At 64.1% G+C, this 14,966-nt stretch carries 14 protein-coding genes; 13 read left to right on the forward strand and 1 reads right to left on the reverse strand.

Translation table 11 applies throughout. From position 1 onward, the window contains the following. Nucleotides 1-170: 170 nt before the first annotated feature. Nucleotides 171-1,535: a nucleobase:cation symporter-2 family protein gene (locus AWB70_RS37180; protein ID WP_053569828.1), complete on the reverse strand. Its 1,365-nt coding sequence runs from the start codon at nt 1,533-1,535 to the stop codon at nt 171-173. A 225-nt stretch (nt 1,536-1,760) separates the two neighbouring features. On the opposite strand from AWB70_RS37180, the gene AWB70_RS37185 reads away from it, so the two are divergent. The 13 genes from AWB70_RS37185 (at nt 1,761) to AWB70_RS37245 (ending at nt 14,965) form a co-directional block, all read left to right on the forward strand. Continuing rightward, nucleotides 1,761-2,108 (forward strand): response regulator, encoded by a 348-nt coding sequence (locus AWB70_RS37185; protein WP_053569890.1) that lies wholly within the window; start codon nt 1,761-1,763, stop codon nt 2,106-2,108. Nucleotides 2,109-2,340: 232 nt separating this feature from the next. Then, nucleotides 2,341-3,258 (forward strand): STAS domain-containing protein, encoded by a 918-nt coding sequence (locus AWB70_RS37190; protein WP_053569829.1) that lies wholly within the window; start codon nt 2,341-2,343, stop codon nt 3,256-3,258. A 62-nt stretch (nt 3,259-3,320) separates the two neighbouring features. Continuing rightward, complete coding sequence (locus AWB70_RS37195; protein ID WP_014251758.1) at nt 3,321-3,680, forward strand: STAS domain-containing protein; 360 nt, start codon at nt 3,321-3,323, stop codon at nt 3,678-3,680. 21 nt (nt 3,681-3,701) lie between these two features. Beyond that, nucleotides 3,702-4,142, forward strand: coding sequence for an anti-sigma regulatory factor (locus AWB70_RS37200; RefSeq protein ID WP_053569830.1), 441 nt, complete (start codon nt 3,702-3,704; stop codon nt 4,140-4,142). Next, entirely contained in the window at nt 4,127-5,188 is a 1,062-nt protein-coding gene (locus AWB70_RS37205; RefSeq protein ID WP_053569831.1) for an ATP-binding SpoIIE family protein phosphatase, read from the forward strand. Before AWB70_RS37200 ends, AWB70_RS37205 begins: the two co-directional genes overlap by 16 nt. Continuing rightward, a complete protein-coding gene (locus tag AWB70_RS37210) occupies nt 5,185-6,921 on the forward strand; it encodes an ATP-binding response regulator (RefSeq protein WP_235024431.1) in 1,737 nt (578 codons plus the stop codon). Before AWB70_RS37205 ends, AWB70_RS37210 begins: the two co-directional genes overlap by 4 nt. Then, nucleotides 6,918-8,834 carry a hybrid sensor histidine kinase/response regulator gene (locus tag AWB70_RS37215; protein ID WP_053569832.1) on the forward strand — a complete coding sequence of 639 codons (1,917 nt, stop codon included), beginning with the start codon at nt 6,918-6,920 and terminating at the stop codon, nt 8,832-8,834. Before AWB70_RS37210 ends, AWB70_RS37215 begins: the two co-directional genes overlap by 4 nt. 217 nt (nt 8,835-9,051) lie before the next feature. Continuing rightward, complete coding sequence (locus AWB70_RS37220; RefSeq protein ID WP_050878492.1) at nt 9,052-9,705, forward strand: GntR family transcriptional regulator; 654 nt, start codon at nt 9,052-9,054, stop codon at nt 9,703-9,705. Between the two features lie 25 nt (nt 9,706-9,730). After that, a complete protein-coding gene (locus AWB70_RS37225) occupies nt 9,731-10,537 on the forward strand; it encodes an SDR family oxidoreductase (protein WP_053569833.1) in 807 nt (268 codons plus the stop codon). Between the two features lie 15 nt (nt 10,538-10,552). Then, complete coding sequence (gene kce / locus AWB70_RS37230) at nt 10,553-11,485, forward strand: 3,5-dioxohexanoate:acetyl-CoA acetone transferase (protein ID WP_053569834.1); 933 nt, start codon at nt 10,553-10,555, stop codon at nt 11,483-11,485. 14 nt (nt 11,486-11,499) lie between these two features. After that, on the forward strand, nt 11,500-12,273 hold the full coding sequence (locus AWB70_RS37235) for an N-acyl homoserine lactonase family protein (protein ID WP_053569835.1): 774 nt from the start codon (nt 11,500-11,502) through the stop codon (nt 12,271-12,273). Nucleotides 12,274-12,316: 43 nt separating this feature from the next. After that, nucleotides 12,317-13,444, forward strand: a complete 1,128-nt coding sequence (locus tag AWB70_RS37240; protein ID WP_053569836.1) for a sugar ABC transporter substrate-binding protein — start codon at nt 12,317-12,319, stop codon at nt 13,442-13,444. A 9-nt stretch (nt 13,445-13,453) separates the two neighbouring features. Then, nucleotides 13,454-14,965: a sugar ABC transporter ATP-binding protein gene (locus AWB70_RS37245; protein ID WP_053569837.1), complete on the forward strand. Its 1,512-nt coding sequence runs from the start codon at nt 13,454-13,456 to the stop codon at nt 14,963-14,965. Nucleotide 14,966: the final 1 nt, after the last annotated feature.

Raw genomic sequence — 14,966 nt, forward strand, 5'->3', positions numbered from 1 at the left:
GGCCAACGTGCGTGTGACCGCGGGCGGTGAGAAAGCTGCTTTCTTTGGTGACTTTCTTTGCAGCAGCAAAGAAAGTTACCCCCGCCCCGGGGAGGGGCAGTGCTAATAGACCGACAACAAAGCAAGTTCCACAAAAGCAAAACAAAACAACAAAGACAAAAACCCAAAAATCAACCTTCTCTATCCCCCTGCCGCAAACTCAACGCCATATCCTCGGCAAGCTCCCTCTCAACCTCCCCCTCCCCACGCCCGCGATTAAACATCGCATTCAGCGCGATAGCAAACACCGCAGCAAGCGTAATCCCGCTATGCGTCAAAGGCCCCACCCACCCCGGCATATGCGCAAAAAACGTCGGCGCGACGAGCGGAATAACCCCCACCCCGAGACTGATCGCGATAATCAGCAAGTTATTCTTGCTATCGAAATCCACTTTACTCAAGATCTTCACGCCCGTCGCCGCGACCATGCCGAACATCGCGATCCCCGCGCCCCCAAGCACGACGACCGGTATCGAAGCAATCAGATTGGATAACTTGGGCAACAGCCCGAGCGAAATCAAAATCACGCCCGACACCGCGACAACCCATCGGCTCTTCACACCGGTTATCCCCACAAGCCCGATGTTCTGCGAAAACGACGAATGCGGAAACGTATTGAAGATGCCGCCGATCACCGTGCCGAGACCATCGGTGCGCAAGCCTCGCGTCGCATCGACGCGCGAAACGGGCCGCATCGCAAGATCGCCGAGGGCGAGAAACATGCCGAGCGATTCCACCATGATGACCACCATCACGAGACACAAGGACGCAATGGCCGCAAGATCGAATGTCGGCATGCCGAACGCAAACGGCCGCACAGGCGCAAACCACGCCGCTTGCCCGACACCCGAGAAGTCGATCAACCCGAGCGGCAAGGCGATAACGAAGCCAATCGCCATGCCGAGCAAAACCGATATATTCGCGAGAAAGCCCTTCAGATACTTGTTGATCAGCAGAATCGCGAGCAGCACGACAGCCGCGATCATCAGATTGCCCGGTGCGCCGAAATTCGCCGCGCCGCGCCCGCCGCCGGCCCAGTTGATCGCTACCGGGAAGAGCGTCATGCCAATCGTGAGAATGATCGTGCCGGTCACGATCGGCGGAAAGAAGCGCATCAGCCGCCCGAAAAACGGAGCGATCAGAATGGCGAACACGCCCGCCGCGATCGTCGCGCCGAAGATCGCCGTGAGGCCCGCGCCCGAGGAAGCCATCGCGACCATCGGACCGACCGGCGCGAAGCTCACGCCCATGATGACCGGCAACCGTATGCCGAATTTCCACACGCCGATGCATTGCACCAGCGTGACGATCCCGCACGCGAAAAGGTCGGAGCTGATCAGAAACGCCACCTGTTCCTTCGGCAGCTTCAACGCCGCGCCGATGATGAGCGGCACCGCGATCGCGCCCGCATACATCACGAGCACGTGCTGAATGCCGACCGCGAGCATCTGACCAAGGGGCAACACTTCGTCGACGGGATGAGTCGTTTGGGACATGCGCGCTCCGGCGGTTCGATGAACGGGTCGAGTGAAGCAGTCGTCCGAGTATTGCACCGCGCACCGGCCGAAAAAATATTCGTGCCGCTATACACGGCATCATGCGATCTAGGGCAACGCGGACAAAGCCTCGCCGTTGGCGCAATGTCAGGCGCGAGCGGCATCGCGCATGCACTACACTGTCCGACGCGCATAACCCATCCCGTCGAAACGGAGTCAGTGACGATGAACCTGCTATTCGTCGACGACAATCACGCCTGCATCGAGACCCTCGTCGACATCGCAAGCGGAATGGGTCATACCGCGGCCATCGCGCACGACGGCGCGGGCTGCCTGGCGCTCACCGCGAGCGAACGATTCGACAGCATTTTTCTCGACATTACGCTTCCCGACGCCGACGGCCGCGAACTCTGCACCGCGATCCGCGCGCGCGGGCCGAGCAGCCGCGCACGCATCATCGCCATGACAGGGCACACCGATCTTGTCGTGGACAGCGGTGAAGCCCGCTTCGACGGCTATCTGCTCAAGCCGATCAGCCTCCAGGCGCTCGAACTCTTTCTGCTCTCACGCTGAACGATCAGGAGATTTGACTTGTCCTCGAGCGGCGCGCGCGAAGCGATCGGCAGCAATTGCCGATGTGCCGGAATCCCTTGCGCCATAAGGCGTCGCGGACTGTCGAATTTCGGGATGGCATGCTACATTCCGAGCGCCTTGCGTTGCTTTATTTCGATAGCCATCGCGGCGGCGCAACAAAAGTCATCCGGGCGCAGCGCCCGAAAAACATCTATCGCACGGGGATTTCGGCATGGAAATGGTCGGCGGAATGCGGCTCGCTCAATTGTTCACCGGCAATCAGGAGCAGTTGCTCGCAGAGTGGTTCGCGCAGCAGCACGCTATCGCGTCGCGTCGCGGGCTCGTCGGCGAAGCCGAACTGCGCAATCAGTTCACGCAATTCGTCTCGCTTCTGACGGCCGCGCTGAGCAGCGCCGAGCGCGTGGATTTCAAGGCGCCCGCGTGGCAGGAAGTGCGCTCGTTTCTCGCGGACATGTCGTCGCAGCGCGCGCGTCAGGGCTTCTCGCCGGTCGAGACCGCGCTCTTCGTGTTCTCGCTCAAGCAGCCGCTTTTTGCGCGCCTTCGCGACGCGGTCGGCAACGACTCCGCCACGCTCGCCGATCTCACCTGGACCATCAGCACGCTCTTCGACGAACTCGGCCTCTATACGACCGAAGTGTTTCAGGCGAGCCGCGAGCAGGTCATCGTGCGCCAGCAGCAGGAACTGCTCGAACTGTCGACGCCGGTCGTGCAGTTGTGGGACGGCATTCTCGCGCTGCCCTTGATCGGCACGCTCGATTCCGCGCGCACGCAAGTGGTGATGGAAAACCTGTTGCAGAAGATCGTCGAGACGGGCGCGGCCATCTCGATCATCGACATCACCGGCGTGCCGACCGTCGATACGCTCGTCGCGCAACATCTGCTCAAGACCGTCGCGGCGGCGCGGCTGATGGGCGCGGACTGCATCATCAGCGGCATTCGTCCGCAGATCGCGCAGACCATCGTGCATCTCGGCGTGAACCTGTCGAACGTCACGACCAAGGCGTCGCTCGCGGCGGCTTTCGTCGTCGCGCTGCAACGCACCGGCAAGTCGGTGACGGCGGCGTTCGCGCACGACGCATCGCGCGCGGGTCGTCAGAGCGACGCCTTCGATCCGCTGCAACCCGAATGACGCCGCATCTCGCCATTCGAAGCACGCATCGAACGACACGCGACTGAACGGGGCCTCAAGCGATGGAACGCATTCCGATTCTCACGATGGGCAAGCTCTTGCTCGTCACCATTCAGGTCGACATGCACGACCGGCTCGCGCTCACGCTGCAGGACGATCTGACGAGCCGGATCGTGAAGGACGGCGCGCGCGGCGTGCTGATCGACATTTCATCGCTCGATGTGGTCGATTCGTTCATCGGGCGCATGATCGGCAACACCGCCGCGATGGCGCGCGTGCTCGACGCCGAGACGGTCGTCGTCGGCATGCAGCCTTCGGTCGCGATCACGCTCGTCGAGCTCGGGCTCACGCTCTCGGGCGTGCGCACCGCGCTCAACGTGGAAAAGGGCATGGCGCTGCTCGCGAAAAGCGGCACGGTCTGACGATCGCATGTGAACCACGCCATGACGACCTTCCACTCCACAGCCGCGCCGAGCTCATCGTCGCCGCCCGACACGCTGCCGATCCGCTCCGACGAGCAGATCGTGCGGCTGCGCCAGTTCGTCCGCGAGAAGGCCGTCGCGCAAGGACTGTCTCTCATCGACCAGACCAAGTTCGTGACGGCGGCGAGCGAGCTCGCGCGCAACACGCTCATCTACGGCGGCGGCGGCGACGTGCATTGCACGCTCGTCGAGCGCAACGGCCGCCGCGGCCTCAAACTCGAATTCGTCGACAACGGTCCCGGGATTCCCGATATCCAGCGCGCGCTGTCCGACGGCTTCACGTCCGGCAGCGGTCTCGGGCTCGGCCTCGGCGGCGCGAAGCGCCTGTGCGACGAGTTCGATATCCGCTCGGCGCCGGGCGCCGGCACACACGTTTCGATCACCAAATGGAAACCGTTCTGAAGGAATCGATGGCCGCGCAGCAGCGCTATGAGATCGCCGACACGAGCCAGGTCGCGCATGCGCGGCGGCTGATCGGCGAGCTCGCGCGGGGTCTCGCGTTCAACGAGACCGCCGCGGGTGAACTCGCGATCGTCGTGACGGAGTGCGGCACGAATCTGCTCAAGCATGCGCAGCACGGCGAACTGCTGGTGCGGCCGCTCGTCGATGGTCACGGCGCATCGCCTCGCTATGGTATCGAAGTGCTGTGCATCGATAACGGCCCGGGCATCCACGATCTGCATCGCTGTTTCGAGGACGGCTATACGACCGCGGGCAGTCCCGGCAACGGCATGGGCGCGATCGAACGTTTGTCCGACGAGCTCGATGTCTGGAGCGCGCCCGGACGCGGCACGGTGCTGCGCGTCGTGTTCTGGAATGCGCCTGGCGCGGCGAACAGGCCTGCCGCGCAATTGAGCTACGGCGTCGTGAATCTGCCGCTCGCGACCGAAACCGTCAGCGGCGATGCCTGGTCGTGCCATATGAATCAGGGCGAATTCACGGTGCTCGTCGCCGATGGCCTCGGCCACGGACCGCTTGCCAACGTCGCTGCGATCGAAGCGGCGAAGGTGCTGGCCGCGAACGGCGATGAGACGCTCGAACGCATCATGGACGTGGCCAACGATGCGCTGCGCCCGACGCGCGGCGCGGCGGTCGGCATCGCGCGCATGCCGGCGTTCGCGTCGATGTCGGACATGCCGGTGTCGTTCGCGGGCATCGGCAATATTTCGGCGAGCGTGTGGAGCGAAGGCGCGCACAAGCATCTGGTGTCGCACAGCGGCATCGTCGGGCATTCGGCGCGGCGCGCGCAGCAATTCGACGTGCCGTATCCGCCCAATGCGCTCGTCGTGCTCGCGTCGGACGGGCTCACGTCGCGCTGGGATCTCGCGCGCTATCCGGGGCTCGCGATGCGTCATCCGGCGCTCGTCGCGGCGGTGCTGTATCGCGATTTCGCGCGCGGCCGCGACGACATCACCGTGTTCGTCGCGCGCGCGGCCGGGAGCGCATGATGACGCGCGCGCTCTACGCGATGCGTATCGAAGGCGAGCGCGATATCGTCGCGGCCCGCGTGAAGGCGCGCGATGCGAGCGCGGCGCTCGGCTTTTCGCCGCAGGATCAGACGCGCATCTCCACTTCGGTGCTCGAAGCCGCACGCACGGTGCTGCTCGCGGGACACGAAGCACGCGCCGATTTTTACGTCGATGACGCCACGCATCCGCCGCGCTTCGTCGTGCGCTTTCTGGCGGCCAAGGGCGCGGGCGAACGGCTGCGCGCCATGCGCAACGACAGCAAGGACGACGCGCAAGCCGCGCTCGGCCTGCTCGCGGCGCAACGTTTGATGGATCACTGCGCGATCGCGGACGAAGCCGGCGGCGACACATCGATATCGCTTGCGAAGGCCTTGCCCGATCATGCGCCGCGCGAGTTGCAGCCGGTCATCGAGATACTCTCGCGCCAGTCCGCCGACGATACCGCCGCGGAACTGCAGCGCCAGAATCGCGAACTGATCGCGGCGCTCGCCGATTTGCGCGAACGTCAGGAAGAGCTGACGCGCCTCACGCGCGAGCTCGAAGATACGAATCGCGGCGTCGTCGCGCTGTACGCGGAGCTGGATGCGCGCGCCGATCATCTGCGCCGCGCGGACGAATCGAAATCGCGCTTCCTGTCGAACATGAGTCACGAGTTCCGCACGCCGCTTTCGTCGATCCGCGCCTTGTCGAAGCTCCTGCTGGAGCGCATCGACGGCGAGCTTACCGAAGAGCAGGAAAAGCAGGTGCGCTTCATTCGCAAGGCCGCGGAAGATCTCTCGGAAACGGTCGACGACCTGCTCGATCTCGCGAAGATCGAAGCGGGCAAGATCGAAGTGCGGCCCGCCGAATTCGAAGTCGATACCTTGTTTTCAGCGCTGCGCGGCATGCTGCGGCCGCTGTCGCCGGGCGGCGCGGTCGAGCTCGTGTTCGATTCGTGCGAAGGCCTGCCGCCCATACGCACCGACGAAGGGAAGGTCGCGCAGGTGTTGCGCAACTTCGTGTCGAACGCGCTCAAGTTCACGGAGCGCGGCGACGTGCGCGTGAGCGCCAGTTATGACGACGCGCGCCGGCTCATCACGTTTTCCGTCAGCGATACGGGTATCGGCATTGCGCCGGAACATCAGCAGGTCGTGTTCGAAGAGTTCGGGCAAGTCGAGAATCGCTTGCAGCAGTATGTGAAGGGCACGGGGCTCGGCCTGCCGCTGTGCCGGAAGCTGTGCAAGCTGCTCGGCGGCGATGTGTCGCTGGAAAGCGAGGTCGGGCGCGGTTCGGTGTTCAGCGCGACGATTCCCGCGTTCTACGGCGCCGATTTCGATGCAACGCATCATGCCGCGAGCGATACGCGGCCCGCGGTGCTGATCGTCGCGAGCAATCCGATCGAGCGGCTCGACTGCGAAGCGGCGCTGCGCGATTCGCCGTATCGTGCAATGAACGCCGCGACGCTCGACGAAGCCAGCCGCTTGCTCTCACGCACGCAGCCCGCCGCGTTGTTGCTCGCGGTGCGGCCCGCGCCATCGGAAGCGTGGATCTGGCTGGCCGCGTTGCGCGCGCAGGCGGCGACGCGCAGCATTCCGATCCTCGTGCTCGGGGAGGCGGAAGATCGCACTGAAGCGCAGGCGCTGGGCGCGACCGTATTCATCGAAAAGCCGGTGGGCGGCGGCGAATTGCCGGGCGTGCTGGATGCGGTGACGGGCAAGGAAAGACCATCATGAGAAGCGATCGGAACGAGGTGCTGATCCTCAACGTCGACGACAACGACGGCGCGCGCTATGCCAAGACGCGCATCCTGTCGCGCGCGGGCTTCAACGTGATCGAGGCGCCGACCGGCACCGCCGCGCTCGAAAGCGTACGCGCCGAAGCGCCCGATCTCGTGCTGCTCGACGTGAAGCTGCCCGACATCAACGGGCTCGAAGTGTGCCGGCAGATCAAGGCTTCGCCGGAGACGGCGGGCACGCTCGTGTTGCAGACATCGGCGGCGGCGGTGCATAGCCTCGATCGCATTCGCGGTCTCGAAGGCGGCGCGGACAGTTATCTGACCGAGCCGGTCGAGCCGGCCGAACTGATTGCGCACGTGCGCGCGCTGTTGCGCGTGCGCCTCGCGGAAAACGCGCTGCGCGAAAGCGAGGAGCGCTTTCGCCAGCTCGCCGAGAATATCGACGATGTCTTCTGGATGCTCGATCCCGTATCCGGCGAACTGCTCTACGTGAGCCCGGCTTACGCGCATCTCTTCGATACGGGCGGCGGCGCGCCCGCGCCTGTGCCGGGACCGGATCACTGGTCCGGCGACATTCTGCCGCTCGACCGCGATCATGTCGCCGATGCGTACCGGCAATTGCTCGCGAACGGCACGCCGTATCAGGTCGAATATCGCATCGTGCGCGCGCATGGCGGGCCGCGCTGGGTCGCGGAGCGCGCGTTCCCGGTGCGCGCGGCGGGGCATCCGGCGCGGCCGTATCGCATCGCGGGCATCGTCAACGACATATCGGAACGCAAGGCGGCGGAACTGTTGCTGCGCGAAGCGGACCGCCGCAAGGACGAGTTCCTCGCGATGCTCGCGCACGAACTGCGCAATCCGCTCGCGCCGATTCGCAATGCGGTCGATCTGCTCGATCCCGACCGCGAACCGTCCGTGCAGCACTTCGCGACGGTGCGCGCGATCATCGACAGACAAGTGCGGCATCTGAGCCGTCTCGTGGACGATCTGCTCGACGTCGCGCGCATCACGCAGGGCAAGATCACGTTGCGCCGGGAAACGGTCGATCTCGCCGCGGCGATCGCGGCTGCGATCGAGACCGTGCAGCCTGCGCTCGAAAGAAAGCGCCATGCGTTGACGGTCAAGCTGCCGGATGCGCCGCTCTATGTCGCCGGCGACAACGTGCGGCTCGCGCAGGTGTTCGGCAATCTGTTGTCGAATGCATCGAAGTACAGTCTCGAAGACGGCGAAATCGCGATCGAGACCGAGCAGTTCGGCGATGAAGTGCGCATCGCCGTGCGCGACAAGGGCATCGGTATCGCGCACGACATGCTTCCGCATATCTTCGATCTCTTCGTGCAGTCGGAGACGTCGCTCGAACGGTCCGAAGGCGGGCTCGGCATCGGCTTGCCGCTTGCGAAGACGCTCGTCGAATTGCAGGGCGGGCGCATCGAGGCGTTTTCCGCGGGGCCGCAGACGGGCAGCGAATTCATCGTCTGGCTGCCGCTCGCGCAGGACCCGCAAGTGGCCGCGCAAGGCGTGGGCGAGACGCCCGCGAATGTGGCGAGCGGCAAGCGCGTGCTGCTCGTCGACGACAGCGTGGACGCGGCCACGGCGATGGCGCTCCTGCTCGAAGCCGATGGCTTCGATGTGCGCACCGCGCACGACGCGACCGAAGCGCTTGCGCTCTCCGATGCATTTGCGCCGCAGATCGTACTGCTCGACATCGGTCTGCCGGGGATGGACGGCTATCGGCTCGCAGCCGAAATGCGCGCGCGCCCGGCAACGGCCGATGCGTTGCTGATCGCGGTGACGGGCTATGGTCAGGCGCATGACCGGCAGCGTTCGAAGGAAGCGGGCTTCGATCATCATCTCGTGAAGCCGGTTGCGTTCTCGGAGATTCAGAGGGCGGTGCAGGGACGGTTCGCTTGACGCGTTCTTCCGCATTCCGCCGCGTTCTCCGCGTTTTCACCTAGCAATCCGAGGTTGACTCACACGCTCGCGCAGCCGACACTTTCATTCATCGCAGTGTGATCACAGGTCACACCAAACGAACCGCATCGCAGCAGCCGAACGAAAGAACGGAGGCAAAGTGGCGACACGCTCGACGACGGATTTACCCGCGCTCGAATTAGTTGCACGCGAAACGATGGCCGGCCGCGTCTATGCGCAGCTGAGACAAGCCATCATGACGGGCCGCTTCGCGCCCGGACAATTGCTGAGTCTGCGCAGCGTGGCCGAAGCCGTCGGTTCTTCGACGATGCCGGTGCGCGCCGCGCTCACGCGTCTGCAAGCAGAGGGCGCCTTGATCGACGGACCCGGACGCGCGCTGATGGTTCCGCCGATGACGCTCGACCTGCTCGACGAACTGCGCGACGTGCGCATCGCGCTCGAAGGCGCGGTCGCGAAGCGCGCGGCATCGCGCATGACGCGAACGCATCTCGAAGCGCTGCAGGCGATTTTCGACACCATGGACGCGCATGTCGAAGCCGGCGACGTGCCCGCTTATCTGCGCAGCAACTTCGACTTTCATATCGCCATTTACGCGCACGGCGCGAGCGATCTCACGCTCGCGACGATCCAGAACCTGTGGATGCGCATCGGTCCGTTCCTCAATCTCGTCGCGCCCGACATACCGCACATGCGCCGGTCGATGGCGGCGCATCGCCATATCGTCGAAGCGCTCTGGCGCGGCGACGGCGAAGGCGCGCGCGCCGGCATCGAGGAAGACATCGGCGATGCGGCCGCCGATCTGCAAGAGCGTCTGCAAAGCGGCGAGCCCGGCAACGAAGCAAGCGCCTGAATCAAAAACAAAAGGAGACAAAGGCATGACGGTTCTTCAGATGCTGAAACCGCACGCGGGCTTGCGCGTGCTCGTGACGGGCGGCGCGTCGGGCATCGGGCTCGTGATTGCGCGCGCATTCGTCGATGCGGGGGCGCGCGTGCATGTCTGCGATTCGAGCGCCGAAATGATCGATGCGCTGACGCAAGCCGAAGCGAGCGCGGAGTGCAATGCGATCACGTCCACGCTCGCGGATGTATCGGACAAGGAAGCGGTGGAACGCGTATTCGCCGATGTGGAGCGCGAACTCGGCGGACTCGATGTGCTCGTGAATAACGCGGGCATCGCGGGCCCGACCGGCGGCATTGACGAACTCGACGCGAACGAGTGGGAACAGACCATCGACGTCAATCTGAACGCGCAGTTCTACTTCGCGCGCCGCGCGGTGCCGCTTCTGCGCCAGGCGCGCGACGGCGGCACGATCATCGCGCTGTCGTCGGTGGCGGGAAGGCTCGGCTATGCGTTTCGCACGCCGTATGCCGCGACGAAATGGGCGGTCGTCGGCATGACCAAGAGTCTCGCCATCGAGCTGGGGCCCTCGAATATCCGCGTCAATGCGATCCAGCCGGGCATCGTGAAGGGGCCGCGCATCGAACGCGTGATCGCCGCGCGCGCGAAGCAACTCGATCTCTCTTATGAAGAGATGGAAAAGCAGTATCTCGCGAAGATTTCGCTGCGCCGCATGACCACGCCCGAAGAAGTCGCGGCCACCGCGCTCTTTCTATGTTCGCCCGCGGGCAGCGGCATCTCGGGACAGGCGATCTCGGTCTGCGGCAACGTGGAAGTCCTTTAAAACAACGAGGATCACATGGCAACGAAACGCAAGGTCATCATCACGTGCGCGCCGACGGGCGCGATTCACACGCCTTCGATGTCGCCGTATCTTCCGCTGACGCCGCAACAGATCGGCGATGCCGCGCTCGCCGCCGCGAAGGAAGGCGCTGCGATTCTGCATCTGCACGCACGCGATCCGAACGATGGCCATCCGACGCAGGACCCCGCCGTGTTTCAGGAGTTTCTGCCGCGCATCAAGGCGGAAACGGATGCGGTGATCAACATCACGACGGGCGGCAGTCCGCACATGACGGTGGCCGAGCGTCTGAAGCCCGCGCATCACTTCAAGCCGGAAGTGGCGTCGCTGAACATGGGCTCGATGAACTTCGGTCTCTATCCGATGCTCGAGCGCTTCAAGGAACTCAAGTACGAGTGGGAGCGCAAGCATCTGGAAAACAGCCGCGATCTCGTGTTCAAGAACACCTTCGCGGATATCGAATACATCCTCACGTCGTGCAGCGATAACGGCACGCGCTTCGAGCACGAATGCTACGACATCTCGCATCTGTATAACCTCGCGCACTTCGTCGATCGCGGACTGGTCAAGCCGCCGTTCTTCGTGCAGAGCGTGTTCGGTTTGCTCGGCGGCATCGGGTCGCATCCGGAAGATCTCGCGCATATGAAGCGCACGGCGGATCGCCTGTTCGGCAACGACTATGTGTGGTCGATTCTCGGCGCGGGCCGCCATCAGATTCCGCTTGGCTCGATCGGCGTCGCGCAGGGATCGAACGTGCGTGTCGGCCTCGAAGATTCGCTGTGGATCGAACCGGGCAAGCTCGCCGAATCGAGCGCGGCGCAGGTGCGCAAGATTCGCCAGGTCATCGAAGGCCTGTCGCTCGATATCGCCACGCCCGCCGAAGCGCGCGAGATGCTCAAGCTGAAAGGCGCGAGCGACACCAACTTCTGACGGCGGAGGACATCGTGAACGCCAGGCTGAAAGTAGTCGCGATGCCGACGGGCTGGCTCACCGTCGATCGCTCCTCGCAAGTGTATGGCCGCTACTTCGGCCAGCAGATGAAGGTGCCCGTGTGGTCGACGGCGATCGTCGGCGCGTCGAAGAAGATCGTCGTCGATACGGGCATTCACGATCCGGGCTGGGTATCGAACTTCGTATGTCCGTGCGATCAGGCACCGGAGGAAAAGCTTGAACGTGCGCTGAAAGAATATGTCGGCTGGAGCGCGGACGATGTCGATATCGTCATCAACACGCATCTGCATTACGACCATTCCGGCGGCAATACGCTATTCAAGAACGCGCGCTTCATCGTGCAGGCGGCGGAGTGGGAGTACGCGGGTCATCCGCTGCCCACGCAGGCCACGTATTACCAGGAGTTTCTGATCGGCCGCGAGCCGCTTGCGTACTTTCGCTGGCAGTTCGTCAACGGCGTGACCGATATCGTGCCCGGCGTGCGCGTCGTGCCGACGCCCGGTCATACGCCGGGGCATCAGTCCGTCGCGGTCGATACCACCGATGGCGTCGTGCTGATCGCGGGCGATTGCGCGAACTGCATGGAGAACATCGTCGATCTCGTGCCCGTGGGCATCGTGCATGAAACGCTCGCGGAGATCGGCTCGTTGTCGCGCATCCGTCAGATCGCGGATTTCGTCATACCCGGACACGACCCGAATGTCGTGCCCGGCAGCGCGGGTATCGCCTTGCCGGCTAGTGCGCGGCTGCCGCATGTGAGCAAGTAGAAGCGCATCGTCGAAGACCAATAACGCAGCAACGGAGGATGACATGAAAGCATGGACGCAATCGATTCGTCATGCGGGCCGGGCGGCGCTCGGCCTCGCGTTCGCGGCAGCGCTCGCCGTCTCGGGACAGGCGCACGCGGCGGGCAAGTACAAGATCTTTCTTTCGATGAGCTATGTCGGCAACGACTGGCAGACGGAAGCCGCGAACATGGTCAAGGCGATGGCGAACACGCCCGGCTTGAAGGACAAGGTCGATCTCGAAGTGCAGGTCGCGGGCACCGACGCGCAGAAGCAGATTCAGCAGATCAACTCGATGGTGCAGGCCGGCGCGAAGGCCATCGTCATCTATCCGATCTCGCCGACGGCTTTGAATCGTGCGATCAAGAATGCGTGTTCGAAGGGCGTGGTGGTCGCGGCATACGACGGCGAAGTGACCGAGCCGTGCGCGCATAACGTCACGATCGATCAGCATCAGGCGGGCACCGTCACCGCCGAATGGCTCGCGAAAACGCTCAACGGCAAGGGCAATGTCGTGATGATCACGGGTGTGCCGGGCACCTCCGTGGATCGCGCGCGCACCGAGGCGGCGAAGGCGGTGTTCGCGAAGTTCCCGGGCATCAAGATCGTTGCGGAAGGCACGGGCATGTGGAGTCAGGCGACGGCCAAGACCGAGCTCTCGAAGATTCTCGCGACGAATAGCTGGGACAAGATCGACGGCCTGTGGATGCAGGTGGGCTGCTTCACGGCGGCGTCGATGCAGCTCGAAGCGGGCATCGCCGACGACAAGATCAAGCCGTGCGCGGGCGAATCGTCGAACGGGCATCGCGTGCAGATGTTGCCGCCCGGCGAAGTGAAGGGGCAGGGCGCATATCGCTCGATCGGCTATCGCTCGATCTCGTACGGCGCGCCGCCGTATTCGGGCGCGATGGCCCTCAAGATGGCCGTGAAGAAGCTCGATGGCGGTGACTTTCCGGCGCGCGTGACATTGAAGCTGCCGCTCGTGCTGACCGCTGAATCGAAGCTCTGCAAGACCGGGAGCATCGACGAACTGAAGGCGGGCTGCACGGCGTTTGCGCCGGACAAGGTGCCGCCGGGCTGGTTCGCGGACATCTATTCGGAAGACACGAAGGAAGTGGGCTTCAACGCCGCGTTGACGGGCAATCAGGACTGAGGTTCGACGATGAACGACGCATCGCTGGCGATCGATCTGTCGAAGGTGACGAAGCGCTTCGGCGCGACCGTCGCGCTCGACGGCGCGTCGTTCTCGGTGAAACGCGGCGCGGTGCATGCGCTGCTCGGCGAGAACGGCGCGGGCAAGTCCACCACGGTCAAGCTGCTGTCCGGGCTGATGCAGCCGGACTCGGGCAGCATCCGCGTGATGGGCGACGACGTGACGATGCGCGGGCCGAGAGACGCGCATCGCGCGGGCGTGCAGACGGCGTTTCAGGAGATGACGCTCGTGCGCGATCTGACCGTCGCGCAGAATCTCCTGATGTCGTATGAACCGACCGGCTTCCTCGGGCGCATCAGGAAGCGCGAGGCGCAGCGGCAAGCGGCGGAATGGCTCGACCGGCTCGAACTGCCCGACGTGCGTCCCGGCGCGTATATCCGCGATCTTTCGTTGCCGGTGCGGCAGAAGATCGAGATTGCGAAGGCGATCGTGCGCCAGCCGCGCGTGCTGCTGCTCGACGAGCCGACCTCGGCGCTCTCGGGCCGCGACGTCAACTGGCTCGCGCGGCGCATCGACGAACTGAAGGCGAACGGCGTGACCTTCGTGTTCATCACGCATCGCATGCAGGAAGTGCGCGAGTTCTGCGACAGCCTCACGGTGTATCGGAATGGCCGCGATGTCGGTGCATTCGATGCGGCGGATATATCGGATGACGAAGTAATCAGACTCGTCATCGGCCGCTCGATGGAGGCGAAGTATCCGCCGAAGGTCGTATCGGCGGTGAGCGACGCGACGCCGGCCATCGAAACGCGCAACGTGCGCGTCGATGGCGTCGTCACCGACTTCGATCTCGCCGTGAAGCCCGGCGAAGTGCACGGTATCGCGGCCTTGCAGGGCATGGGGCAGCGCGAGCTGTTCGAGGCGCTGTTCGGTGCGAGCTATATCGACGAGGGCGAGATTCGCATCGACGGCAAGCCGGTCACGTTGACATCCACGGCGGACTCGCTGAAAGCGGGCGTATCGACGAGTTTTCTGCCCGAGGACCGCAAGACCGAAGGCCTCTTTCTGCGCTTGCCCGGCGGCGAGAACGTGTCCCTGCCCGTGATCGGACGCTTCTCGCGCTTCGGGCTCATCGACCGCAAGCGCGAACAGGCGGCGATACGCCGCTCGCTCGCGCAGATGGAAGTGAATCCGCGCGCGCTCTACAAGCCATGTCTGTCGTTCTCGGGCGGCAATCAGCAGAAGATCGCCATGGCGAAATGGCTGCTCACGCAAAGCCGCGTGTGGCTGATGTTCGATCCGACGCGCGGCATCGATGTCGGCACCAAGCATCAGATCTTCGTCTTGATGCGCGCCTTCGCGGCGGCGGGCGGCGCGGTGCTGTTCTACTCGACCGATGTGCCGGAGCTCGTCAACGTGTGCGACCGCGTATCGGTGATGTATCGCGGACGCAATGCCGGCGAGTTGTCCGGCGAAGCGCTCACCGAAGAAAACGTGATGCGCAAGATGCTTTCCAGTTGAG

Origin of the sequence: Caballeronia cordobensis, from assembly GCF_001544575.2 — a bacterium.
GTDB lineage: Bacteria > Pseudomonadota > Gammaproteobacteria > Burkholderiales > Burkholderiaceae > Caballeronia > Caballeronia cordobensis.